At 39.0% G+C, this 22693-nt stretch carries 31 protein-coding genes; 18 read left to right on the top strand and 13 right to left on the bottom strand.

Annotation, left to right across the window (positions count from 1 at the left end; genetic code table 11):
* The first annotated feature begins 33 nt into the window (after positions 1-33).
* The 11 genes from CCAL_RS00845 to CCAL_RS00890 all read left to right on the top strand — a co-directional run bounded on the left by CCAL_RS00845 (position 34) and on the right by CCAL_RS00890 (position 7671).
* On the top strand, positions 34-459 hold the full coding sequence (locus tag CCAL_RS00845) for an ABC transporter permease subunit (protein WP_216656475.1): 426 nt from the start codon (positions 34-36) through the stop codon (positions 457-459).
* Positions 460-562: 103 nt separating this feature from the next.
* On the top strand, positions 563-1381 hold the full coding sequence (locus CCAL_RS00850; protein ID WP_170015263.1) for a MetQ/NlpA family ABC transporter substrate-binding protein: 819 nt from the start codon (positions 563-565) through the stop codon (positions 1379-1381).
* A complete protein-coding gene (locus CCAL_RS09250; protein ID WP_216656477.1) occupies positions 1378-1914 on the top strand; it encodes an enolase-like domain-containing protein in 537 nt (178 codons plus the stop codon). The genes CCAL_RS00850 and CCAL_RS09250 overlap by 4 nt, the downstream gene beginning before the upstream one ends.
* Positions 1915-2014: 100 nt before the next feature.
* Entirely contained in the window at positions 2015-2557 is a 543-nt protein-coding gene (locus CCAL_RS09255) for an enolase C-terminal domain-like protein (protein ID WP_394346907.1), read from the top strand.
* Positions 2558-2592: 35 nt separating this feature from the next.
* A complete protein-coding gene (locus CCAL_RS00860) occupies positions 2593-2949 on the top strand; it encodes a YraN family protein (RefSeq protein WP_170015261.1) in 357 nt (118 codons plus the stop codon).
* A 70-nt stretch (positions 2950-3019) separates the two neighbouring features.
* Positions 3020-3334, top strand: a complete 315-nt coding sequence (gene trxA / locus CCAL_RS00865; protein WP_169938830.1) for a thioredoxin — start codon at positions 3020-3022, stop codon at positions 3332-3334.
* Entirely contained in the window at positions 3334-3786 is a 453-nt protein-coding gene (locus CCAL_RS00870; RefSeq protein WP_169972551.1) for a hypothetical protein, read from the top strand. The genes trxA and CCAL_RS00870 overlap by 1 nt, the downstream gene beginning before the upstream one ends.
* A 10-nt stretch (positions 3787-3796) precedes the next feature.
* Complete coding sequence (locus CCAL_RS00875; protein ID WP_170015259.1) at positions 3797-4735, top strand: NAD(P)/FAD-dependent oxidoreductase; 939 nt, start codon at positions 3797-3799, stop codon at positions 4733-4735.
* 128 nt (positions 4736-4863) lie between these two features.
* Positions 4864-5631, top strand: a complete 768-nt coding sequence (gene dapB, locus CCAL_RS00880) for a 4-hydroxy-tetrahydrodipicolinate reductase (protein ID WP_169972549.1) — start codon at positions 4864-4866, stop codon at positions 5629-5631.
* 9 nt (positions 5632-5640) lie between these two features.
* Positions 5641-6978, top strand: a complete 1338-nt coding sequence (gene purF / locus CCAL_RS00885; RefSeq protein WP_170015256.1) for an amidophosphoribosyltransferase — start codon at positions 5641-5643, stop codon at positions 6976-6978.
* A complete protein-coding gene (locus tag CCAL_RS00890; protein WP_170015254.1) occupies positions 6979-7671 on the top strand; it encodes a hypothetical protein in 693 nt (230 codons plus the stop codon).
* A 3-nt stretch (positions 7672-7674) separates the two neighbouring features.
* On the opposite strand, the gene CCAL_RS00895 is transcribed toward CCAL_RS00890, so the two are convergent.
* The 13 genes from CCAL_RS00895 to CCAL_RS09300 all read right to left on the bottom strand — a co-directional run bounded on the left by CCAL_RS00895 (position 7675) and on the right by CCAL_RS09300 (position 15075).
* Positions 7675-8121 carry a type II secretion system GspH family protein gene (locus CCAL_RS00895; protein WP_170015252.1) on the bottom strand — a complete coding sequence of 149 codons (447 nt, stop codon included), beginning with the start codon at positions 8119-8121 and terminating at the stop codon, positions 7675-7677.
* Positions 8122-8130: 9 nt separating this feature from the next.
* On the bottom strand, positions 8131-8682 hold the full coding sequence (locus tag CCAL_RS00900) for a DUF2393 family protein (RefSeq protein ID WP_169938816.1): 552 nt from the start codon (positions 8680-8682) through the stop codon (positions 8131-8133).
* On the bottom strand, positions 8682-9212 hold the full coding sequence (locus CCAL_RS00905) for a DUF2393 family protein (protein WP_170015250.1): 531 nt from the start codon (positions 9210-9212) through the stop codon (positions 8682-8684). Before CCAL_RS00905 ends, CCAL_RS00900 begins: the two co-directional genes overlap by 1 nt.
* On the bottom strand, positions 9202-9921 hold the full coding sequence (gene hisIE / locus CCAL_RS00910) for a bifunctional phosphoribosyl-AMP cyclohydrolase/phosphoribosyl-ATP diphosphatase HisIE (protein WP_172285021.1): 720 nt from the start codon (positions 9919-9921) through the stop codon (positions 9202-9204). Before hisIE ends, CCAL_RS00905 begins: the two co-directional genes overlap by 11 nt.
* A 9-nt stretch (positions 9922-9930) precedes the next feature.
* Complete coding sequence (locus CCAL_RS00915) at positions 9931-11034, bottom strand: prohibitin family protein (RefSeq protein ID WP_170015246.1); 1104 nt, start codon at positions 11032-11034, stop codon at positions 9931-9933.
* Between the two features lie 16 nt (positions 11035-11050).
* The gene (locus CCAL_RS00920) at positions 11051-11965 is read right to left on the bottom strand and encodes a branched-chain amino acid transaminase (RefSeq protein ID WP_169938808.1); all 915 of its coding nucleotides are present in this window, start codon (positions 11963-11965) and stop codon (positions 11051-11053) included.
* Between the two features lie 111 nt (positions 11966-12076).
* Positions 12077-13084, bottom strand: a complete 1008-nt coding sequence (gene msrB, locus CCAL_RS00925) for a peptide-methionine (R)-S-oxide reductase MsrB (protein WP_170015244.1) — start codon at positions 13082-13084, stop codon at positions 12077-12079.
* Positions 13084-13581 (bottom strand): thioredoxin-dependent thiol peroxidase, encoded by a 498-nt coding sequence (gene bcp, locus CCAL_RS00930; RefSeq protein ID WP_169972543.1) that lies wholly within the window; start codon positions 13579-13581, stop codon positions 13084-13086. The genes msrB and bcp overlap by 1 nt, the downstream gene beginning before the upstream one ends.
* The gene (locus CCAL_RS00935) at positions 13578-13781 is read right to left on the bottom strand and encodes a tautomerase family protein (RefSeq protein WP_170015242.1); all 204 of its coding nucleotides are present in this window, start codon (positions 13779-13781) and stop codon (positions 13578-13580) included. The genes bcp and CCAL_RS00935 overlap by 4 nt, the downstream gene beginning before the upstream one ends.
* A gap of 287 nt (positions 13782-14068) precedes the next feature.
* Positions 14069-14314 (bottom strand): aminotransferase class IV, encoded by a 246-nt coding sequence (locus CCAL_RS00940; RefSeq protein WP_170015240.1) that lies wholly within the window; start codon positions 14312-14314, stop codon positions 14069-14071.
* Entirely contained in the window at positions 14311-14568 is a 258-nt protein-coding gene (locus CCAL_RS09290) for a chorismate-binding protein (protein ID WP_236860489.1), read from the bottom strand. Before CCAL_RS09290 ends, CCAL_RS00940 begins: the two co-directional genes overlap by 4 nt.
* 65 nt (positions 14569-14633) lie before the next feature.
* Entirely contained in the window at positions 14634-14759 is a 126-nt protein-coding gene (locus CCAL_RS09295; protein WP_228026654.1) for a chorismate-binding protein, read from the bottom strand.
* Between the two features lie 16 nt (positions 14760-14775).
* Entirely contained in the window at positions 14776-15075 is a 300-nt protein-coding gene (locus CCAL_RS09300) for a chorismate-binding protein (protein ID WP_228026720.1), read from the bottom strand.
* A 148-nt stretch (positions 15076-15223) separates the two neighbouring features.
* On the opposite strand from CCAL_RS09300, the gene CCAL_RS00950 reads away from it, so the two are divergent.
* The 7 genes from CCAL_RS00950 to clpX all read left to right on the top strand — a co-directional run bounded on the left by CCAL_RS00950 (position 15224) and on the right by clpX (position 22693).
* Complete coding sequence (locus CCAL_RS00950) at positions 15224-15589, top strand: hypothetical protein (protein WP_169938798.1); 366 nt, start codon at positions 15224-15226, stop codon at positions 15587-15589.
* A gap of 215 nt (positions 15590-15804) precedes the next feature.
* Positions 15805-18306 (top strand): molybdopterin-dependent oxidoreductase, encoded by a 2502-nt coding sequence (locus tag CCAL_RS00955; protein ID WP_169999952.1) that lies wholly within the window; start codon positions 15805-15807, stop codon positions 18304-18306.
* A 2-nt stretch (positions 18307-18308) separates the two neighbouring features.
* Positions 18309-18866: a hypothetical protein gene (locus CCAL_RS00960; RefSeq protein ID WP_170015238.1), complete on the top strand. Its 558-nt coding sequence runs from the start codon at positions 18309-18311 to the stop codon at positions 18864-18866.
* A 138-nt stretch (positions 18867-19004) separates the two neighbouring features.
* A complete protein-coding gene (locus tag CCAL_RS00965) occupies positions 19005-20078 on the top strand; it encodes an epoxyqueuosine reductase QueH (protein WP_170015236.1) in 1074 nt (357 codons plus the stop codon).
* Between the two features lie 128 nt (positions 20079-20206).
* The gene (fabZ, locus tag CCAL_RS00970) at positions 20207-20653 is read left to right on the top strand and encodes a 3-hydroxyacyl-ACP dehydratase FabZ (protein ID WP_169972539.1); all 447 of its coding nucleotides are present in this window, start codon (positions 20207-20209) and stop codon (positions 20651-20653) included.
* 19 nt (positions 20654-20672) lie between these two features.
* Positions 20673-21461, top strand: a complete 789-nt coding sequence (gene lpxA, locus CCAL_RS00975; protein ID WP_169972538.1) for an acyl-ACP--UDP-N-acetylglucosamine O-acyltransferase — start codon at positions 20673-20675, stop codon at positions 21459-21461.
* Positions 21461-22693, top strand: coding sequence for an ATP-dependent Clp protease ATP-binding subunit ClpX (gene clpX / locus CCAL_RS00980; protein ID WP_169999955.1), 1233 nt, complete (start codon positions 21461-21463; stop codon positions 22691-22693). Before lpxA ends, clpX begins: the two co-directional genes overlap by 1 nt.

Here is a 22693-nt window from a genome sequence, read left to right on the forward strand (position 1 = left end):
ATACTTGGTTTTGCCATTGCGGTAATGCTTTATATGTCAAAAGAGGATGGACTGCGCCCAAATAAGACGCTTTATACCGTTTTAAATGGAGGTATAAGCATCTTGCGTTCGTTTCCGTTTATGATACTTATGGTTTCTATCATCCCATTAACGCGTATTATAACAGGAAGTTCGATCGGCTGGGTATCCGCACTTGTGCTCTTAACGGTTGCTTCTACGCCGTTTATGGCGCGTATGTTTGAAAATGCGATAAAAGAGGTAAATCCTGCCCTTGTTGATGCGGCAAAATCTTTTGGCGCTTCTGATATGCAGATCATCTTTCGTGTGGTGCTAGTTGATGCACTCACGGCGTTAATAACCGGTTGCGTGCTATCTATCATACATGTATTAAATTTAACCACCGTTGCAGGCGCTATAGGTGCCGGCGGGCTAGGAGCAAGGCTATCAGTCAAACAATGATAATGTAATGTATTCTATCATTGTAGTGCTTGTTTTGATGGTTATTTCTATTCAGTTTATTGGCGATCAAATTTATAAAAAAATCAAATCCTAAGGAGAAAAAATGTTCTTTCAAAAACAAATTTTAGGCATAGTGTTAGTCGGCGCTTTATTTTTAGTTGGTTGCGGTAGCGACAAAACAAGCTCTGCAGAAAAAAAGAGCTTAACTCTAGCAGCCGCTAGTTTTAACTATGATGAGGTAAATAGCCCCGTAGCGCTTGATGCTTTAAAGGCAAAAGGCTATGATGTGAGAGTTATCGTGCTTGAAGATGCTACGACGATGAATGAAGCTGCGATGAATGGCGATATAGACGCATCGCTTCATCAGCACAAGCCGTGGATGGAGTCATATAATAAGTCTAAAAAGCGTGATATGGTTATGCTAGAACCTTATGTGCGCTACAATGTCTTTGGTTGTTATTCTATGAAATTTAAAAATATCGCCGATCTTCCCGAAGGTGCACACGTGATAATCCCTGATGACTCAAGCAACACGGCAAGGGCGTTAAATTTACTAGAACAAGAGGGGCTGGTGGATCTCAGAAAAGATGTTAGTATCCCAACAGCACTTGATATCACGGCAAATCCAAAAAATTTAAAGATAGAAACGGTGATAGGCAACCAAATTCCAAAAGCCTTGCCCGATGTGGATATGGGCTGTGTAGCCAAAATGTATCAAGTAAACAATAATATAAGCCCGGATACGCAAATCGCCGTAAGTAAGGACATGACTAAATTTGCCGTTGGTTTTGTCGTTACCGCGCAAAACAAAAACGCACCATGGGCAAAAGACCTAACAGACGCCTACACAAGCGACGCGATGCAAGATGAAATTCATAGGATTTTTAAAGATAGTTATAAAACAGGTAGGGATGTAAAATGAAAATCACAAAAATAGATGTCTTTTTGATAAATGCACTAGCCAAGGACAACCCGGCTTGGACACCGGTGGGTTGTAGAGTTTACACAGATGCCGGAATTTACGGCGACGGTGAGGCGGCGCTTGCTTACGGCTTTGCTTCAAATGCCGCTTACGGAGCGCTCATTGATCTATCTAAGATGATCATCGGGCAAGATCCGCTTGAAAACGAGGTCCTTTGGGAGAACCTTTACAAAGGCACGTTTTGGGCGCAAAACGGCGGAGCGGTAATGTTTGGTGCTATCTCCGCGCTTGACGTGGCGTTGTGGGATATAAAGGCAAAATTCTTTAATGTTCCGCTTTACAAGCTTTTAGGTGGTAAATTTCGCTCTAGTTTGCGCGCATATGCCTCTCAGCTTCAGTTTGGCTGGTGCGACAAGAAGCTAGCCTTGTCAAAACCGCAAGAGTATTACGATGTTGCAAAAAAGGCGATTAACGAGGGCTATACGGCGGTTAAGGTTGATTTTTTCACATTTGATGAGGATGGCGTAGGCTAAATCGTGAAGATATGACCAGACTTTTGCCTCACAAATACGTAGATATGGTAAAAAGTCGTGTAGCAGCCACCCGTGAAGCTGTGGGTAAGATGTAGACATCATAATGGAGTGCCACTCAAACATAGATGCCCAAGGCGCCGTTCAACTAGCAAGAGCCGTAGAGGAGTATAAAATTTTCCTTATCGAAGAGCCGAGCACGCCAACGCCAGATGTTAATAAATTTATCGCTAGCAACATAAATATCCCTGTCGCACACGGCGAGCGGATCTATACAAGGTGGCAATACAAGGCGTATTTTGAAAATCACTCCATATCCATGATACAGCCCGATATCGGTACAAATGGCGGCATAACCGAGACTAAGAAGGTTTGTGATATGGCTCACGCTTATGATGCCGGAGTGCAAATTCATGTATGCTCTAGCCCGCTTCTAACGGCTGCGGCGCTTCATCTTGAGACGGCTTTGCCAAATTTCACCATCCACGAACACCATGTATATAACCTGCACGAATACAACAAGGCGCTTTGCAAGCACGACTATCAGCCCATTAACGGCTTCATCGCGCCACCTGAAATTTCTGGTATCGGCAACGAGTGGAGTGAATTTGCCTTTCAAAATGCCCAAATAACAACTATTGGTTAAATTTGATATAATACTTCAAATTTTTGGAGGCAAATTTGGGGCTTGTTTCATATCTTTTTGGAAAAAGCAGCGAAGATCAAGCATGTGCTTATCTTTCAAAGATGAAATTTCAAATTTTAGAGCGAAATTTTCGCTCTAAATTCGGTGAGATCGATATAATTGCAATTGATAAAGAGGGTATACTTTGTTTCATAGAAGTAAAGGCTAGCTCGCTAAAATCAAACCAAATGGGGAATGATGCGATATATAGATTAACACCGAGCAAATACTCTAAAATTTTAAAGGCGGTTGATTACTATCTACTTAAAAACGGTGCAGATAGGGACTACGAAATAGATTTTATAGTTATAAATGGTAAAAATATTGAACTAATAAGAAATATTAGTTTATAAAATTTATTATTTAGATAGTATTTATAAAATTTAATGTATAATTCACCAATATTAAAAATAAGGAGAAAAAATGGGAAAATACATAGAACTTACAACTGAAAATTTTGATGTTGTTAAAGAGGGCGTTGCGCTTGTTGACTTTTGGGCTCCATGGTGTGGACCTTGTCGTATGCTAGCTCCTGTGATCGAGGAACTTGCGGAAGATTTCGACGGCAAAGCAAAAATTTGCAAAGTAAATACCGATGAGGTTCAAGACCTGGCTGTTGAGTACGGTATCCGCTCTATCCCTACTATGCTTTTCTTTAAAGACGGCGAGCTAGTTGATCAAATGGTAGGCGCTCAGTCAAAACAAAGCATAACAGACAAACTAAATTCACTTCTTTAATGGCTTTAAAAAATAGAGGAAGTCTTCTTCCTCTAACCTATATTTTCGGTTCCTTTTTTGGTGCCGCTATGATAGCCATCGTCTTTGCGTATAGCAATTACCGTTTTTCAAAATATAAATTTATAAATTTTTCAGAGCTTATTTTTTATGAAAAAAGTGAAATTTTTATACCCAAAGATGATAAATATCTACTTATAGTTTTTAGCTCTAACCAGTCAAAAATAGAAGAAATTTTAAAAGAGCAAAGGTCAAATTTGCCCGTTGTAGCCGTTGATATGTTGCAAAAACGCGGTGAGTCAAATGAAACCTTAAAAAGTGTAAGTTCGGATATAAACACCATCTTAAAGCTTATAAATACACTAAATATCACGGCAGTGCCAAGCAAAGTCGAGATAGTGCGTCAAAACGGCGAAATTTATAAGCAGGATTCGCAGATAATAAAAATAGAATAAAGGAGAAAATATGTTAGATTTAGCGATTATCGGAGGCGGACCTGCAGGATTAAGTGCGGGACTTTATGCAACAAGAGGCGGACTAAAAAACGTTGTTATGTTTGAAAAGGGCGAGCCCGGCGGTCAGATAACCGGAAGTTCCGAGATAGAAAACTACCCGGGTCAAAAAAATCCTGGCGAGAGCGGATTTGACTTTATGAGCACATGGTGGAAGCAGTGTAGTCATTTTGGCCTTACGCACACTTGGGCAAATGTAACAGGAATTCGCAAAAATGAAGACGGAAGCTTTGATATTTTGCTTGAGGGCGATAAGATAGAAAAGGCAAAGGCCGTTATCGTAGCTACAGGATCAACTCCTCGTCGCGCAGGCTTTAAAGGCGAAGATGAGTTTTTTGGCCGTGGAGTTAGCACTTGTGCTACTTGTGACGGATTTTTCTATAAAAATAAAGAAGTTGCAGTTCTAGGAGGTGGTGACACCGCGATAGAAGAGGCGATATATCTTTCAAATATAGCTTCAAAAGTATATATAATTCACCGTAGAGACGGTTTTCGTGCAGCCCCTACAACGGTAGAAAAAGCACGTAAAAACGAAAAGATAGAGTTTATAACAAATGCAACTATCAAAGAGGCTTACGGCGATAAAGCAGGCCTTAGTGGACTTATCTTAAATACGCAAAATGGCGAGCGTGACTTAAAAGTGCCTGGCGTTTTCACTTTCGTAGGACTAAATGTAAATAACGAAATTTTACGTCTTGAAGACGGTTTTTTTATCTGCGACGTAGTTGATGGCGGTCAGGTTGATGTTGATTTGAAAATGCAAACAAACGTGGCAGGCTTATTTGCTGCTGGCGATATCAGAAAAGATGCTCCAAAACAAGTCGTTGTTGCGGCAGCAGACGGCGCTGTAGCTGCTTTAAGCGCACTTAGCTATATAGAAAATCTACACTAAAATTTTTAGAAAAGCTCGGGATAAATTTCCGGGCTTTCACATCACAAATTTTTAATCCAAACTACATAATATAACCGAAATTTTATACCTTTTTTACTATAATATGCAAAAAATTTAAAGGCATATAAATGATAAAAGTCGGCATTCACGGTGCTAGCGGCAAAATGGGTCGCGAGATAATCGCTTGTTTAAAAAATAACGAGGTTGCCAAACTAAGTGTGGCTTATACGATTGAAGAGCTTGATTTTGAACTACCAAAAGATGTTTTGGTAACGGATAAATTTGAAGTTCTTTTTGAAAATAGCGACGTTATCATAGACTTTACGATAAAACAGGGAGCTTTAAATTTAATAAGCTACGCAAGAACAAATCCAAAGCCGCTAGTCATAGGCACAACGGGTCTTGCCGACGAAGGCGCTACTCTTATAGCTCAAGCGGCAAATGCTATGCCGATCTTATATGCGACAAACATGAGCCTAGGTGTTGCCGTTTTAAATAAACTAGCAGCTATCGCTTCAAAAGCTCTAAGAGAATTTGACACTGAAATAGTAGAAATGCATCATAAACACAAAAAGGACGCTCCAAGCGGAACAGCTCTAACATTAGCTAAGCATATAGCAGAGGCTAGAGGTTTAGACTTAAAAGAGGTTATGACAACCGGCAGAGATGGTCTTATAGGTGAGCGAAAAAAAGACGAGATAGCAGTCCTTGCTCTAAGAGGAGGTGATATAGTCGGTCGTCATACGGCAGGGTTTTATAATGACGGCGAGTTTATCGAGCTAAACCATACTGCAACGAGTCGCGCTACATTTGCAAAAGGTGCTATAAAAGCTGCTATCTGGTTAAGTTCTCAAAACAACGGTCAATACGATATAACAGATTGCTTGGGCATATAAAGGAAAAACATGTGTGCGATAGTCGGAGTAATAAATTCACAAGATGCAGCTAAAACCGCGTATTATGCGCTATTTTCTATGCAGCATCGTGGGCAAGAGGCGAGCGGTATAAGCGCTTGTGATAATGGCGAAATTTTAACACACAAGGGCAAAGGTCTAGTAACCGAGGTCTTTAATGAAAGCTCGCTAAAAACACTAAAGGGTGATATGGCGATAGGACACAACCGCTACGCAACAGCCGGTAAAAACTCAGGCAACGACTCCCAGCCGATAGCGGCAAACTACTCTTTGGGGCAAATTTCAGTCGTACATAACGGCAACCTTGTAAATAAAGACGAGGTTCGTGGAGCGCTTATAGACGAGGGTGCTATATTTCAGTCAAACATGGATACTGAAAACATCGTTCATCTAATAGCAAGAAACCACAGCCCACACCTGCAAGAGCGCATCACCGCAGCACTTGACAAGATACTTGGTGCGTATTGCTTGCTAGTGCAGTCGCGTCATAAAATTTTTGCTATCCGCGACAAATACGGCGTGCGTCCACTCTCACTTGGGAGATTAAAAGACGGCGGGTATATCGTTGCTAGCGAAACATGTGCGTTTGATCTTGTAGAGGCAACTTTCATAAGAGATGTACGCCCTGGTGAGATGCTAGTTTTTGAAAATGGCGAAGATGAGTTTGAGAGCATACAGCTTTTTGAGCCAGAGCCAAGAATTTGCGCGTTTGAGTATATATATTTTGCACGTCCCGATAGCGTTGTAGAGGGTAAAAGCGTCTATGATGTTCGTAAAAAGATGGGCGCGGCACTTGCTAGACAAAGTAAGATTAAGGCTGATTTTGTAGTTCCTGTACCAGATAGCGGTGTGCCTGCTGCGCTTGGATATGCAAACGAGAGCGGCATACCTTTTGAGCTTGCTATCGTGCGTAACCACTACGTCGGACGAACATTTATAGAACCCACGCAAGAGCTTAGAAATTTAAAGGTAAAACTCAAGCTTAACCCAATGAGCGAGGTTTTAAAAGGCAAAAGCGTTGTTGTGGTTGATGATAGCATAGTTCGCGGAACAACATCTAAAAAAATAGTCGAATTGCTTCGTCATGCTGGAGCTAAAGAAATTCACTTTCGCGTAGCTTGTCCGGAATTAAAATTTCCTGAAAGATACGGCATAGATACTCCAAGCTTTGCCGAACTTATCAGCGCAAACAAAACATGCGACGAGGTTTGCAAGTATATAGGCGCAGACACTCTTGAATTTTTAGAGATAGATGACCTTGTTAAAAGTATCGGCGATGAGCGTGAATACTCGCTTGTTAGCTTTGATGGAAACTACTTTATTAAGTAGATGAAATTTATAAATTTTGCCCTTTTGGGCGCACTGTTGCTATTTTACGGTTGCGCAAAAGAGGGTATAAATTTACAAAAAGAAGAACCGTTATGGACGCCTTATATAAAAGAGAACGGCGCTAAATCAGAAATTTTACTTGCATTTGATACAAAATTTATCCCAAACAATACTATACCTACCATAGGCAACGCATACACAAAAGATATAAAGTCGCAGAGCAAGGAAAAGCTGGGTCATATCTACCTTCTAGCCAGAGCTAAAGGCAACGTGATAATAAATTTAGACACAAATTCAACTCTTGATATAAATTTAGAAAAAGACAAAGCTGCCTTGCAAAATTCATCGTCATTTAAATTTTACGAATTTAGCTCAGGCTTGATCGAAAGTATTGTTTTTAAAAGCGACAAACAAGGTGTTTGCTTGAATTTTTTATCAAATAAATTTATAAATATCACCAGCGCTACAAATTATTATTTGGGAGATGATGGATTTTTCGCTACGATTTTAGAAATGAGCGTCTTAAAAGATAGAGGTGCAAAGATAAAAAATCTCTCATTTTTTTACGACTTTAACGATGATGCCAAAGAAAAAGAGGCTAGAAATTTTACCGCGAGTGAAAAATTTAAATTTCTCTTATCGCAAGATATTAAAAAACAAGCAAGAATTCTTTCTACTTTATGTGCTATTTAAATTTTAATTTTTCTGTGTGCCAAATATTAAAATTCTAGAGTCAATGGACGGTATTTCTTTTGCGGTTCCATCGATATCTTTACTTACGAGCTCTTTAAATTCTGCAAGGCTATCTATGCGCCAAAGATCGCCACATAAGTCCGCTTCCGATATGCTTAATGTTATGGAAGTCTGGGTTACGTCTGTTACGTCAAGGCAGTTGTTTGTGCCTATTTGTATGGGGAATGCTACGCTTGTCATCTTATATATGTTTTCCTTGCCATTTTCAAACCCGCCTTGCGCCATGTAACAGTGTGTTATATCGCTTACAAAAGTACTAATATTTGTCGCAGCTCTTGCTACGAAAGTATCTTCTCTTGTGCCAAATAGCTTAGGCAAAACAACAGCAGACAAGATCCCAAGAACAACGATGATAAATACAAGCTCAACGGCAGTAAATCCTTTTTTCATGCCTTTTCCTTAGTAGCAATTTAGCTTTGTAACATGCATTGTGCGCGTAAAATACGGAGGATAGGGCATATTTACCGTAAAAGAGGCACTTTTTTTCTTCTTTAGGTCTTTGGCGACTTCAAATGAGTATTCGACAGTGTTTGGATGAGTGTCTTTTTTCTCGTTTAATAGCCATGAAAATAGCGACATCCCGCTTGGTTTAAAGAGCGCTTCTCCGCTTAAGTTGTCTTTGCTTAGTGGCTGGTTGATAAGTTTGATCTTAAGAACACATTTGCTTATCGTAAATTTGCCGATATTTCTTACTTGTCCTTTAAAAACTATGCTTTCGTTTCTTAAAATTCTCTCATTTGTTACATTTTCAAGTATGCCTATTTTGGTATATTTATCCAAAACCAACATCAAAAACACGCTAAGGCTGACAGAAACTAGTATGTTTGTAAAGCATAGTGATAAAAAGAGTTTTCGTTCCGCTTTTAAAGAGAGTATAAAAAATAAAACACAAAGTAGCAAGATGATACATAAAACTATGATGTGAACGATAGTAAAGTAAGAGGCACTCATTAAAAACACTCCGCTTTTTTAGATATTTTATATTCGATAAATGAAAAATCATTGATCGTTTGTTGTATTTGTTTTGTTTCTTTTGGAACAAAAGGCTCTTTTAAAATGATAGTTTTTGTAAAAAAGGGATTGAGTGAATTTAAAAACTCTCTCGCTTCTTGTTTGGAACGCATATAAAAACCAATGTCTATCTTGCAAATTTTAAAGCTTTTATTGGACTCATTTGTTATGTTAAAGTCAGCGATTAGCGTATTTGAGTATGTTAGTTGTTTTGTCGCAACATCACTTATGACAGTTGGTCTTAAGTATGTTTTTAAACCTTGGTGAACATAAAAATTCGCCACAAAAAAGCCAATTAAACCTAGCAAGATGATTAAAAAACCTATCTGCCACCATGATTTTAAAGCAAAAAATATTCCAATAAATAAAATAAAAAGAAAAGCTATAAAAACCCAACCGTATGATAAATAATCCACCGCTTGGGAATTTGCGAGTATAAAAAGTATATCGTGCTTTAAACTATTTATCATTACGTGAGTTTTTCTCGTCTATGCCGCTCATGCCAAAGCGACGCGCGAGTTCGGTTTTGATACGATCGGGGTGTATGTTGTGTATGCTAAGCGCAACCATGGTATGAAAGTAAAGGTCTGCAGCCTCATAAACCATGTCGTTTTTGTTTTTCTCGCTAGAATTTGCCGTTGTATCTTTGCAAGCCATAACAAATTCAGTTGCCTCTTCGCCTATTTTTTTCAGTATGGAATTTTCACCTTTATGAAACAAGCTCGCGACATAGGATTTTTGTGGATCGGCGTTTAACTTTCTGTCTAGTATAATGTGATAAAGTTCGTCAGCTAGGTTGTAGGTTGGCCTATTAACTACATTTTCAGGCTTATTGGATGAGGTTAAATTTGTTAAATTTATCTCGTTAAAAAAGCACGACTTTTGCCCTGTATGACATGCTATGCCACCATTTTGCACGACTTTTAAAAGCAATGTGTCGTTATCGCAGTCAAGATGAGCGGAGATGATTTTTTGGGTATTTCCGCTCTCTTCACCTTTTTTCCAGATGCGATTTTTAGTGCGTGAGAAGTAGTGAGCAAAGCCACTTTTTAGACTTAAATTTAATGCCTCTTCATTCATGTAAGCGAGCATCAAGACATCGTTGCTGCCTTGCTCTTGGACGATAGTCGGGAGGAGGTTGTCTACTTTTTGCCAGTCTATGTTTAAATTCTCAAGCACTTTTTATCCTTATCTTGTTGTCTCAACCGCGCTTTGTCTTGCTTTGTCTTTTGTGTCAACCCAGATATTTGGCACGGCTCCGCCAGGAGTTAGGAAAATTTTAGCGTCTTTGTTTTCGCGAAGAGCTTCATTAAATTTACCCTGAGTTTCAATCTGTTTTAAATTTAGTAAGTTACTATCAAGACTTTTTGCCACCTCTTTGTTTGCATAAGCTTGTGCGTCGGCTTCGATCTTAACGGCATCGGCTTTACCTTGAGCTTCTATGATAGCAGCTTTTGCCGTACCTTCTGCGAGTGCGGCTTTTTTAAGGGCCTCTTGGTTTGCACGCTCTACTTCGTATTTAGTTCTCTCGGCTTCTTGCTTTGCGATCTGAACGCGCTCTATTTGCTCTTTTACTTTTTCAGGCAAGATGATCTCGCGAAGCTGCACTGTTAAAAGCTCTACAGGTCTATTTGGCTGAGCGTCAATATCCTTTCTTATACCTTGATCTATCTGTGTAGCTATCTCGTTTCTGCGTGTTGGAAGCTCTTCTGCGGTGTATTTACCGGCGATACTTCTAACCACGTCGCGAACAACCGGGTCTACGATCTTGTTTTCCCAGCTAAGACCCCAAGCGGCGATAGTTTGAGGTGCATTTTCAGGATTTAGACGGTATTGAACAGTTATATCTATGCTAACCGGTAAGTTTCTTGCATCAAGAACAGAGATAGAATTTTTACGAATTATACCCGTTGTGCCACCACTTATCAGTCTTGCGTTTTCTCCCATATCTTCACCTGAAGTATAGTTGATAAGCCTAACTCTCGTATCTACGACTATGACCTTTTGGATAAAAGGTATGAAGAAGTGAAAGCCCGGCTGCATAGGGTTTGATTCGTATTTACCGGCGGTTGATTTGATACCTACTTCGCCTGAGTTGATGATAACAAAAGGCTGTGTAATGGCGATCACCGCTATGATAGCTATGATAACATAAGCTAGAGTGCCTATTTTACCCATTCCGTCTGGCATTTTTGGTTTTTTGAAATTTATCCTAGGCGGCTCGTTGCCGCCGTTATCGCCCGAGCTGTTGTTGTTTTTTTTATTAAAATAGTCATTCAAGTTTGCTGGCATTATGTCCCTTTAATTTTTAAATATATGTCAAAAATGAAGCGTATTTTTCATTTTTTCCGTAAACTACGTCAAAATACGCATCTTGTAGTCTTTTTGTTACTTCTCCGCGCTCGCCACTTCCGATGATTCTGTTATCGATATTGCTTATCGGAGTTACTTCAGCCGCAGTTCCTGTAAAAAACGCCTCATCGGCTGTATAAACTTGATCCCTTGTTAAGCGCTCTCTGCGAACTTTTATACCAAGATCACAAGCTAGTTTTATAACCGTATCTTGAGTTATGCTAAGCAGTGCATTATCGCTTGGAGGAGTTACTAACTCTCCGTTTTCAACGATAAAAAAGCATTCGCCAGGACCTTCGGCTACAAAGCCTTCTTCATCTAAAAGTAGTGCTTCGTCATATCCTGCGTCTTTTGCTTCATAGTTTGCCATTTGTGATGTTAGATAGTTTGAGCTTGACTTAGCCTTTGTCATTTGACTGTTAGGAGCGTATTTTGCAAAGCTTGAGATTTTAACTCTAATACCCTTTTTTAAGCCCTCTTCACCAAGATATGCACCCCATTCCCATGCAGCTATCGCGGTGTTTACAGGGGCTTTTGTATGGGCTAATCCCATTATGCCGTATCCAAGATAGATAAGTGGGCGAAGATAAACATTGCCTTTAAATTTATTAGCTCTTAAAAGCTCGATTTGCGCATTTTCAAGCTCTTCAAGAGTGTATTTGCAATTTAATACTGTCATTTTTGCTGATTTTAATAAACGTTTAGTATGATCTCTTAATCTAAAAATCGCCAAACCTTTGTCTGTTTGATAAGCTCTTGTGCCCTCAAATACAGCATTTGCATAGTGTAGCGAGTGGGTTAAAACGTGAACTTTGGCATCTTCCCATTTGATTAATTTTCCATCCATCCAGATAAATTCTGCAGCATCCATTGATTTTGCCTTTCTTTGTGTAAATTTAGTGAGATTTTATCACAAAAAACGTTTAAATTTTATAAACTTTGTGCTGGATTAAAGAATTTTGGGGCTTTTAAGCCCCTTGTGTTACTTAACGTAGATTATATACTTTTCATATCCTAGCTCTTTCATCTTTTCAAGCGGGATAAATTTTAAACTAGCTCCATTTATGCAGTATCTAAGACCTCCAAGTTCAGGCAAGCCGTCGTTAAAAACATGTCCTAAATGGCTATTTGCTACGCTTGATAGCACTTCGATCCTTTGCATGCCGTGGCTTTCGTCTTGCTCGTAGCTTAACGCATCGGTTGTTATGGGTTTTGAAAAGCTTGGCCAGCCACATCCCGCGTCAAATTTATCCGAGCTTGAAAATAGCGGTTTACCGCTTACTATATCGACATAAATTCCTTTTTCGTAGAATTTGTCGTACTCACTACTAAATGGTCTCTCTGTTGCCTTTTCCTGAGTTACGGCGTATTGATGCGGGCTAAGTTTTTGCTTTAACTCCTCACGGCCAGGCATGACAAAATCATCTTCGCCATAAAGCGGTTTTTTCGCTAAATTTAGGTCAATATGGCAGTATCCGTTTGGATTTTTGTCAAGATAGTCTTGATGATACTCTTCGGCTTTTATGTAGTTTTTAAGTGGCAGAATTTCAACTGCGATCTTTTGTGTTGCTTTTTCTTGCTCCATGGCGATAAATTTATCCAAAAGAGCCTTTTGGATATCATTTGTGTAATAAATCCCGCTTCTATACTGTCTTCCGACATCGTTGCCTTGTTTGTTAATAGAAAACGGGTCGATGATACGGAAAAAATGAGCTAAAATTTCAGCCAAATTTATGCGATTTTCATCAAATTTTATAAGTATAGTCTCGGCGTGATCGGTTTGTTTTAGTTTGTCATAGCTTGTGTTTTCCGAGTTGCCGTTTGCATAACCTACACTTGTTTCAACCACTCCTTTAAGTTGTTTAAAATACCCCTCAACTCCCCAAAAACAACCTCCTGCAAGATAAATTTCACTCATTTTCGCCTCTCCTTTTATCTGTGCATTTAAAAGCGTGCACAAGAACAAAATAATCGTTAAAATTTTAGCCATTATTTAACTAGATCCGCTAGGACTTTTGCCGCATGGTCTTTGGCTTTAACGCTTTTGTATACTTTTGAAATTTTACCTTCTTTATCGATAACAAAAGTTGTTCTAACTATGCCAAGATACTCTTTGCCGTAGTTTTTACGCACCTGCCATACTCCATACTCTTTTGAGACTTGTTTTTGAGGATCACTTAGCAAGATGTGCTTTAAGTTTTGTTTAGAGATAAATCCAACATGGCTTTTTACGCTATCCGGGCTTATACCAACTATTACCGTATCGTTTGAGATAAAGTCGTCAAAAAGTGCGCTAAATTCGCAAGCTTCGGTGGTGCAGCCAGGAGTGTTGTCCTTTGGATAAAAGTAAAGCACGACATTTTTACCGATAAAATCTTTTAAATTTACGCTAACTCCATCGGCGTTTTCAAGCGTGAAATTTGGCGCTTCATCGCCTTTTTGCAGTGTTACTTTGCGCTCTATGTCTTCTTTGCTAAATTCGCTCATTTGTTCTCCTTTTTTATCTCTTCTATGCTTTTGCCGTCGACTCCTACGCTGTCTTGACCGTAAGTTTCTATAAATACCATAACGCGTTCTTTTTGTTTGCCTAGAATTCTAACCATCATCTCGGTTGTTTCTTTTATGATCTGCTCTTTTTGCTCTTTTGTCGGCTCGGGAGCCGCTGTTTTTATGTTAATAAATGGCATTTTTTCTCCTTTTAAGTTTTATGTATTCTAGCTAAAAATTTAAAATGTTTCGTTTATAAAACTTAATAAAATTACAAATTTAAATTTGCATGGTGCGGTTATTTTGCGAGCGATAGATAAATACTGATTATTTAAATTTTAAAACAGCGAAGTTATTATTTGAAATTTTTTATCTCGTAAAATCCAACCATAGCATTCATGATGGCAAGTCTTTTTGTTTTTAAAAGTATGTTTGCGTCGATATCTGCTTCTTGTAAATACCCACCATCAAGCAGTTTTTGTGTTAATCAGCCTAGGTTGTTAGCAAAAATAGCGATATTTGCGATACTAGTATCTAAAATCTGATCGTTTTTTATCATAATGATCTTATCTTTTTTACCTTTTGCTTTGTTGATATTTAAGCGATTAAGATACTTTTTCGCGTATGAAAAGTTGATATTTGTAAGGTAGAATTTCTCAAATTCTCGCACTTTATAAGGAAAATACTCAACGCTTACAAGCTCGCTAAGTTCATCATAAACTACTTTTGTCATAACCAATCCATCAAGACCGCAAGATCGCACGCCGTTTTATCTTTTATCTTTATCGTTTCAAAAAGGAAAGTAGACTTTTTGATAAGCTCATCATACTCCTTTCTTGCATCGCTTTGTAGTGTTATGCCTCCACCGCTTATAAACTCCATGTCGTTGCCGTTTTGACGCACATATCGTATCAAAGTAAAGCTTTGTGTGTATTTTTTATCTGAGTGTATAAAATGTCCGTATAAAAACCCTGGGTGATATCTCACACTCGTTGATAATCTCACAAGAGCGAATTTTAGCCACACCGCTTATCGAACCAGCCGTAAAATTTTTACACTTTTATGCCGCCAGCAACAGCCAAAAGGTTGTTGCGCATGAGATCTGTGATCATCATTTGTTCGCTAAGCTCTTTTTTGTCGTTAAGTAAATTTATTTTTAGCGTCCTTTTGTGTGGCATTTGTCGTGCCTTTCATTTATACGCACAAAAGGCTCCGGGCCAAAGCAGATAAATTCGTCTTTTTGTATAAAACCAGCTTTGCATCCGCGTGGTTATAAATTTCTTCCAAGCTAAGCTCTGTTTTTATAGGTGTTGTAAAGCATAAATTTAACAAATAACTATGTCCGTTGTGCTGGTGGTTTTGGACTTTATTAAAGGCTTGCTTGTATGTCTTAAAATTTATAGGAAATTTTTGCAAGGTATAGGTTTTTGGTTTTAGGGTAGCGTCAAATTTAAAACTAATTCCAAGCTCGGTAGCGCGCTTTGGTTTGCGCACTATATTTTTACTTGCATCACAGTTTATAAGTGCTATAAACGGACGGTCTTTAAATGAATTTGTATTTTTACTAAAATTTCGGCGTATTTTGGTATTTTAACGCTTTATTTATCTTTGAAATTTTAAAATAACGCAAAAAGGATGGAAAATGGACTATAACATAGAAAATAAAGGCATAGTTTGCTTCTTTCAAGATCTTATGAAAAAGCGAACATTTTTCTTGGCACTATCATTTGTCGCGATAGCTTTTGCCTGGATCTTTCAAGTAGCTATCATACCCCTTGGTGTCGTAGCGGTAGCGCTTTTGGCTATTTGCATAAAACCTACAAATTTTATACTAAGACTTGTTGGTTTTTTGGTTGCTCTTGGAGCGCTTTTTATCTCGCTTCATAAGATGAATTTAGCACAAAGCGGTGGCTTTTATCCGGGGTTGATTTTTGCGTTTGTCTTATTATATCTACTTCTTAGCTGGTTTGTTTATAATGCAAGAAGTAGCGAAATAAACGATCTTTAATATAAATTTATATCATCTACCGTAACTAAAATTTAGAGTAAAATGCTTGTTTTATTCTAAATTTTAAACCATCTCGATGATCATTGCAGTAACTTTACTTAAAAATATCTAAAAATAAAAATTAAATTTTAATAATATAAAAAATTTAAGCATCTCTAATAATAACAGGTGTATAATCAAAAAATATACAAATTTTCGTAAATAAAGGAGAAGTAATGCAAAGACGAGAATTTTTAAGCGGTATGGCTGCCGCAACGGCTGTTGGAACAACCAGCTCAAGTGCAATAGACATCATAAGTAATTCTCTTATGAACGACGAGAGTGCAAGGATGACCGCGTCTCACTTTGGACCGTTAAGAGCTTTTGGTAAAAACGGTAGATTTGAAAGCGCAATGGACGCGAGCGAGCTTGATTTTTTTCCTGTAAGTCTTACTCAAGGCGTAGTTGCTAGAACTTACGATGATACTCGTATCGCAAAACCTAGCGTGCGCAAAGGCTATCTAAAAGATGGATATAAAAGTGACAAAAGCATGAGAGGAAAAGATGAGTGGGTTGAGGTTAGCTGGGATGAGGCGTATAAGCTAGTGGCAAACGAGCTCAAACGCGTTTATAAAGAGCACGGATCAAGCGCGATATACGGCGGAAGCTACGGCTGGTATAGTGTAGGAAGCGTAAATAACCCACAAACGCTGCTAGGCAGGATGCTAAATATCTTAGGCGGATATACCACAAGAACTCTTACATACTCTACTCATGCGATACGGGCTATTATGCCTTACGTAAGCGGCACTGACGAGAGCGGTGCGTTGCAAACCGCTTGGCCTGTTATCTTAAAACATACAGAGCTAGTAGTCATCTGGGGCGCAGACCCAATAAATACAAACCAGATCGCATGGGGTGTGCCTGATCATGAGAGCTATATCTACTTTAGAAAACTTAAAGAGCAGATGGCTAAACGCGGCGTTAAAGTCATTGTAATAGACCCTGTTTACAACAACACTGCTGATTATCTAAATGCACAACATATCTCTGTAAACCCTACAACGGACGTTGCTTTAATGATGGCGATATGTTACGAGATGATGAAGCTTGGTAAGGCTGATGAAAATTTCTTGAAAAAATATACAAGCGGAGCGGAAGAATTTAAAAAATACCTAAATGGCGAAGCAGAAGACAAAACCGTCAAAGATGCAAAATGGGCGAGTAAAATTTGCGGCGTTAGCGAAAAAGAGATAAAAGAGCTTGCAAAAGTATTTGGCTCAAAACGAACCATGTTGATGGGCGGCTGGGGGCCTCAACGTGCTCATCATGGAGAGCAATTTCATTGGATGTTAACCGTTCTTGCTTGCTTTATAGGTCAGATCGGACTTCCAGGCGGTGGATATGGATTTGGCTATCATTACTCGGACGGAGGATGCCCAAGCCCTGCTGCTCCGGTAGGTAGCTCGCTAGCTCTTGCAAGCGGTAAAGCGGCAGGCTCTTCGGCGTTTCCGGGACTAGGAGCTATGAGCATAGTTCCTTCAAGCGAGGGAGAGTGGAAGAGCCGTGACAATATCGCGATACCTGTTTCTCGTATCCTAGATTGCATAAATAATCCCGGCAAAGAGATAGACTTTAACTGCAAAAAGCTAACTTACCCTGAGTTGAAAATGGCTTACTGGGCAGGCGGTAACCCATACCATCATCACCCAGATACAAATTTAATGGCAAAAACATTTGAAAAGCTTGATACGTTTATCGTGCAAGACTGCTTTTGGACCGCAAGTGCTAGAATGGCAGATATCGTGCTACCTGCTGCTACCGAGCAAGAGCGCAACGACATAACAAAGTCACACACAAATAAATTTATAATCGCAATGCATAAGATAGCCGAGCCTTATGGAGAGGCGAAGTCTGATTATGAAATTTATAGCGGGATTTTAAAAGAATTCGGAGATAAAGAGCTAATGGCATTTACTGAGGGTAAAACCGAAATGGAGTGGATCAAGCACTTTTATAATACTTCAAAGAAAAAAGGCGACGAAAGCAACCTTGGCATGCCTGAATTTGATGAATTCTGGGCGAAGGGATATGTTGAGTTTAAGATACCGCAACACGCCTACGAGTATGTAAAACAAGCAGAATTTAGAAAAAACCCTATCATAAATCGCGTAGGAACTCCATCGGGCAAGATAGAGATAGTTTCTAAAAAGATCGCAAAAGCCGCCTATGCCGACTGCCCATTACATCCTACATGGATGGAACCGATGGAATGGATAGGTAACAAAACTGACAAATACCCTCTAAATTTAGTTAGCCCACACCCTAAATACCGCTTGCATAGCCAGCTAAACAATACATGGCTACGAAATTTAGAAGAGGTTAAAGGCAGAGAACCCGTATGGATACATCCTGAGGACGCTAAAGCTAGAAAATTAAAATCAGGCGATATCGTTAAAGTATTTAACGATCGTGGAACCGTCCTTGCGGGTGTGATAGTCACAGAATTTGTTAAAAAAGGCGTGGTAAGAATTCAAGAAGGCGGCTGGTGGGATCCGGTGCTTGAAAAAGACGGAATTTGCGTTCATGGCAATGTAAACGTCTTAGTGCCAAACGAGCCTACTTCAAGCCTTGCATGCGGTAACCAGGCTACGGCACTCGTTCAAATAGAAAAATTTGAAGGCGAATTACCGAGCATTAAGGTGTTCTCGCAGCCTAAATTTAGCAAAAAGGCATAAGAATGAGAAAAATTTTAGCTACTTTAATCATAGCTAGTTTTGCTTGTGGAGCTGACTTATTTGTCGGCTCCATGACGCCTGTTTTAGATAAGGTAGGCGGCAAGGTTATAGCAGAGTTGCATGCTGGAGCGAAATTAAAGCAAATTTCACAAAACGGCGAATATGTAGAGGTTGAGTATGTCGGTTTTATCCCTGGTGAAAGCCCTATCGCATACGCTAGAGTAGGGGTTTTGGAGCAGGATATCAATGTAGGTGACATGAAAACTTTTAAAGTCATAAAAACACACAAGGACCCTTATGACAACGAATGGGATGAAGTAAGTGTTAAAGGCTTTGTGAAAAAAGATACTTTAGTTGCCGACATAGATGTTGTTCACAAGGCAGGACAGGCGCTTTTTGAAGAAAGATGCGGCAGCTGTCACGCACTCCATGCTTATGATGAATTTGGCGCAAATGTATGGCCAAGCGTGATCGAAACCATGATAAGCAACTCTGCACTAACCCCACAAGAAGTAGAGACGCTAAATCGCTTTTTGCAAAGCAAAGCTCCGATAGAGTAGTCGTCAAATTTAAGTGCGTTTTGTTATATGCAAGGCGCACTTCCTTTCATTAAGACAAAATAGTATAAAATTTCATAATGTAATTAAATTGTTATGGTTAAATTTGATAAATTTTAACCAAAAGATAAAAGGAAAAATTTGCTGGTTCATATTTGTTGCTCTGTTGATAGTCATTATTTTTTACGTCGTTTGCGAGCTGATTTTTCAAATGAGCGCCTAATAGGCTACTTTTACGACCCAAACATCCATCCGTATAGTGAGTATGTGATGCGTTTTTTGGATGTAAAACGCTCGTGCGATCAGATGGGTATAGAGCTTATCATGGGCGAATACGACTATGAGGCATGGCTTAGTGGTACAAAAGGGCTTGAAAATGAGCCTGAAAAGGGCAAGCGCTGCGTTTATTGTTTTGAATTTCGTGTTGGAAATTCGGCTAAAAAAGCTGTTGAACTTGGCGAAAAGTCGATCACGACCACACTTTTGATGAGCCCTAAAAAGGACTTTATACAGCTTGAAAATGCCCTAAATAATGCTGTCAGAGGATATGATCTAACGGCGGTTGCGATTGATTATAGAAAAAATGGTGGAACAAACGAGCAGTTTGAGCTAGCCAAAAAAGATAAGCTTTATCATCAAAACTACTGTGGCTGTGTATTTGGACTATCAAAGCAAAGAGAGGCTCAAAAACTGCCGGTGTCAGAGCTTATGAGTGAAATTAACGGACGAATTTTGCCAGGAAGCATAGAGGAGCGTTTGAAGCTTTACGAAAGGGTAAGAGAGTGTGAGAGTGGCGGTGTGAAATTTCATCTTTCGCGCAAATATTTTTTAAACTACCGCTTACTTCGCGCTTATGTAAAATTTAACAACTCCATCTTGCCAAGCTTCTTTTTTTTATACTCAAATTTTAAAAGAGAAAATGTAAAATTTAGCCTAAATGAAACGGCTGAAATTTGCGATGAATTACGAGACGGCGTTACGCTTTTAAGTCTTAAACGATTTAATAAACTAAGCAAAAAAAATTATAAAAACGTAATCGAAATTTGTAAACATCCACTAGATGTCAATGACGAGTTAAGTTTGCGCCGTGAAATTTGCGGTGACTTTAGCCAAAATCCGATCATTATCTTAGATGAAATTCACGCAGGAAGGTATGAAATTTATGCTAAAAACGTTACTTATAACGACAGCCGTGAAATTTTATCGCTTGAATAAAAACAAAGATCTGTCGTAAAATTTACCTAAAAGAAATTTTATAAATTTTTAAATTTCTTGGCAATAAACTTGGTATTAGTAAAAATTCGCTAAAATCTATGAAAAATTTTTACTTAAAAGGTCTTTTAGTGATAGATGTAGTTCAAATTCAAAAAATTCTTCCGCATAGATTTCCGTTTTTGCTTATCGATAGAGTTACTGCGATAGAGCCTGCTAAAAATATCATTGCCTATAAAAACGTAACGATAGGTGAGCCGATATTTCAAGGACACTTTCCGGGTCATCCGATATACCCTGGCGTTATGATAATCGAAGGCATGGCGCAAGCCGGCGGCGTGTTGGCGTTTAAAAGCATGAGCGACGAACATCAAGCTGGTATCGAAAATAAAGTTGTTTATTTCATGAGTATAGACGGTGCTAAATTTCGCCATCCCGTAAAACCGGGAGATCGTTTGGAATACCGCCTAAATGTTTTAAAACATAAAGGAAATATCTGGGTGCTTGAAGGCAAGGCGTATGTTGATGACGTGCTTTGTGCAGAGGCTGAATTAAAGGCGATGATAGTCGATAAGTAATTTAAAGGCAAAAAGTATCATGAAAAAAATTCATCAAACAGCAGTGGTTGAAGATGGCGCGATAATAGGCGAAGACGTAAATATCGAAGCCTATGCTTATGTTAGCTCAAAAGCTGTTTTGGGCGACGGTGTTACCATAAAACAAGGTGCAAGGATAATCGGCAACACAAAAATAGCCGATGGCGGACGTGTTTTTAGTTACGCTATCGTAGGAGATATCCCGCAAGATATTAGCTATCATGATGAGGAAAATACCGGCGTGATAATTGGCAAAAATGCTACGATACGCGAATTTTGCACGATAAATTCAGGAACTCACAAAGGCGATGGCATAACTCGTATCGGCGATAACGCTTTTATAATGGCGTATTGTCATATCGCGCACGACTGCGTGATAGGCAATAACGTTATCCTGGCAAATAACGCAACACTGGCGGGACATGTGGAAATGGGTGATTATGCTGTTGTAGGCGGGCTAACGCCTGTTCATCAATTTGTCAAAATAGGCGAAAGTTGCATGATAGCAGGAGCTAGTGCTTTATCTCAAGATGTGGTTCCGTTTTGTTTGGCCGAAGGAAACCGTGCTTATATTAGAAGTTTAAATTTAGTCGGAATTCGCAGACGTTTTGCAAAAGAGCAGGTTGAAGAGCTTGTAAAGGCTTATAAATTTTTATTTAACCAAGGTGTAAGTATAAAAGACCAAGCAAATGAGCTTATCGTAAAAACAAGTGACGAAAATGTCAAAAAAATGTGTAACTTTATAATAAATACGGCAAGAGGAATTCCGCTTGCAAAAGGAAGAGATTGATGGCGAGAAAGTGTAATTTTTGTGGCGAAAACGAGTCAAACGAACGTCGTTTGCTAACTGATATTGCCGGCAATGCGTTTATATGCGAGTATTGTATAAGCGCTGCTTATAATATGATATACGGCGATACCAGTATCGACACAAAAGAAGAAAGTGAAGAAATTCAGTATCAAAATTTAACTCCAAAAGAACTAAAATCAGTCCTTGATAGTTATGTCGTAGGTCAAGATAGGGCTAAAAAGGTTTTTAGCGTTGGTGTTTATAATCACTATAAAAGAATTTTTAAACAAGGCGAGATAGAAGACGACACTGAAATTTCAAAGTCAAATATCTTACTTGTAGGACCAACAGGAAGTGGCAAAACTTTGATGGCGCAGACTTTAGCAAAATTTCTTGATGTTCCTATCGCGATATGTGACGCAACAAGCCTTACTGAGGCTGGATACGTTGGCGAAGATGTCGAAAATATCCTTACTCGTCTTCTTCAAGCCGCAAACGGCGATGTTAAAAAAGCTGAAAAGGGTATAGTTTTTGTCGATGAGATAGACAAGATCGCCAGGATGAGCGAAAACCGAAGTATAACACGTGATGTTTCAGGCGAGGGTGTGCAGCAAGCTCTTCTTAAGATCATTGAGGGAAGTGTTGTAAATATCCCACCAAAAGGCGGTAGAAAACATCCTAACCAAGACTTTATACAAATCGACACTACAAATATTTTATTTGTTTGCGGCGGTGCATTTGACGGACTTTTGGATATCATCGAAAGACGCGTTGGTAAAAATGTCTTAGGTTTTAACCAAGAAAAACGAACAAAAAGTGAAAAAGAGGATCTTTTAGGACTTCTTGAGCCTGATGATTTGGTGCATTTTGGACTTATCCCTGAGCTTATCGGACGTTTGCACGTGGTAGCTACATTAAATGAGATTACAAAAGAAGATATGGTTAAAATTTTAACCGAGCCTAAAAATTCGATACTAAAACAGTATCAAAAACTGTTTGCTATCGATGGTGTTGCTTTGAAATTTGACGATGATGCCTTGTCTGAAATCGCCTCTTTGGCGATCGAGAGAAAAACCGGCGCGCGCGGACTTAGAAGTATAATGGAAGAGATAATGACGGATGTTATGTATGATCTGCCTGAATTAAGAGATTATGAGGTGGTCATATCAAAAGAAGTTGTAAAAGATGGTGTAAAGCCGATTTTTATAAAACAAAATAAAAAAAGCGCGTAA

Origin of the sequence: Campylobacter sp. RM6914 (assembly GCF_004803835.1) — a bacterium.
Lineage (GTDB): Bacteria > Campylobacterota > Campylobacteria > Campylobacterales > Campylobacteraceae > Campylobacter_A > Campylobacter_A californiensis.

Coding starts and splice junctions, on each gene's coding strand:
- CCAL_RS00870 (WP_169972551.1), top strand. CDS start 3,334: ATGGCTTTAAAAAATAGAGGAAGTCTTCTTCCTCTAACCTATATTTTC.
- lpxA (WP_169972538.1), top strand. CDS start 20,673: ATGAAAAAAATTCATCAAACAGCAGTGGTTGAAGATGGCGCGATAATA.
- CCAL_RS00850 (WP_170015263.1), top strand. CDS start 563: ATGTTCTTTCAAAAACAAATTTTAGGCATAGTGTTAGTCGGCGCTTTA.
- dapB (WP_169972549.1), top strand. CDS start 4,864: ATGATAAAAGTCGGCATTCACGGTGCTAGCGGCAAAATGGGTCGCGAG.
- CCAL_RS00960 (WP_170015238.1), top strand. CDS start 18,309: ATGAGAAAAATTTTAGCTACTTTAATCATAGCTAGTTTTGCTTGTGGA.
- CCAL_RS00875 (WP_170015259.1), top strand. CDS start 3,797: ATGTTAGATTTAGCGATTATCGGAGGCGGACCTGCAGGATTAAGTGCG.
- CCAL_RS00900 (WP_169938816.1), bottom strand. CDS start 8,682: ATGAGTGCCTCTTACTTTACTATCGTTCACATCATAGTTTTATGTATC.
- trxA (WP_169938830.1), top strand. CDS start 3,020: ATGGGAAAATACATAGAACTTACAACTGAAAATTTTGATGTTGTTAAA.
- purF (WP_170015256.1), top strand. CDS start 5,641: ATGTGTGCGATAGTCGGAGTAATAAATTCACAAGATGCAGCTAAAACC.
- CCAL_RS00955 (WP_169999952.1), top strand. CDS start 15,805: ATGCAAAGACGAGAATTTTTAAGCGGTATGGCTGCCGCAACGGCTGTT.
- CCAL_RS00935 (WP_170015242.1), bottom strand. CDS start 13,781: ATGCCATTTATTAACATAAAAACAGCGGCTCCCGAGCCGACAAAAGAG.
- CCAL_RS00920 (WP_169938808.1), bottom strand. CDS start 11,965: ATGGATGCTGCAGAATTTATCTGGATGGATGGAAAATTAATCAAATGG.
- CCAL_RS00905 (WP_170015250.1), bottom strand. CDS start 9,212: ATGATAAATAGTTTAAAGCACGATATACTTTTTATACTCGCAAATTCC.
- clpX (WP_169999955.1), top strand. CDS start 21,461: ATGGCGAGAAAGTGTAATTTTTGTGGCGAAAACGAGTCAAACGAACGT.
- bcp (WP_169972543.1), bottom strand. CDS start 13,581: ATGAGCGAATTTAGCAAAGAAGACATAGAGCGCAAAGTAACACTGCAA.
- msrB (WP_170015244.1), bottom strand. CDS start 13,084: ATGGCTAAAATTTTAACGATTATTTTGTTCTTGTGCACGCTTTTAAAT.
- CCAL_RS00940 (WP_170015240.1), bottom strand. CDS start 14,314: ATGACAAAAGTAGTTTATGATGAACTTAGCGAGCTTGTAAGCGTTGAG.
- CCAL_RS00915 (WP_170015246.1), bottom strand. CDS start 11,034: ATGCCAGCAAACTTGAATGACTATTTTAATAAAAAAAACAACAACAGC.
- CCAL_RS00845 (WP_216656475.1), top strand. CDS start 34: ATGTCAAAAGAGGATGGACTGCGCCCAAATAAGACGCTTTATACCGTT.
- CCAL_RS09250 (WP_216656477.1), top strand. CDS start 1,378: ATGAAAATCACAAAAATAGATGTCTTTTTGATAAATGCACTAGCCAAG.
- CCAL_RS00890 (WP_170015254.1), top strand. CDS start 6,979: ATGAAATTTATAAATTTTGCCCTTTTGGGCGCACTGTTGCTATTTTAC.
- CCAL_RS09295 (WP_228026654.1), bottom strand. CDS start 14,759: ATGCCACACAAAAGGACGCTAAAAATAAATTTACTTAACGACAAAAAA.
- CCAL_RS00950 (WP_169938798.1), top strand. CDS start 15,224: ATGGACTATAACATAGAAAATAAAGGCATAGTTTGCTTCTTTCAAGAT.
- CCAL_RS00895 (WP_170015252.1), bottom strand. CDS start 8,121: ATGAAAAAAGGATTTACTGCCGTTGAGCTTGTATTTATCATCGTTGTT.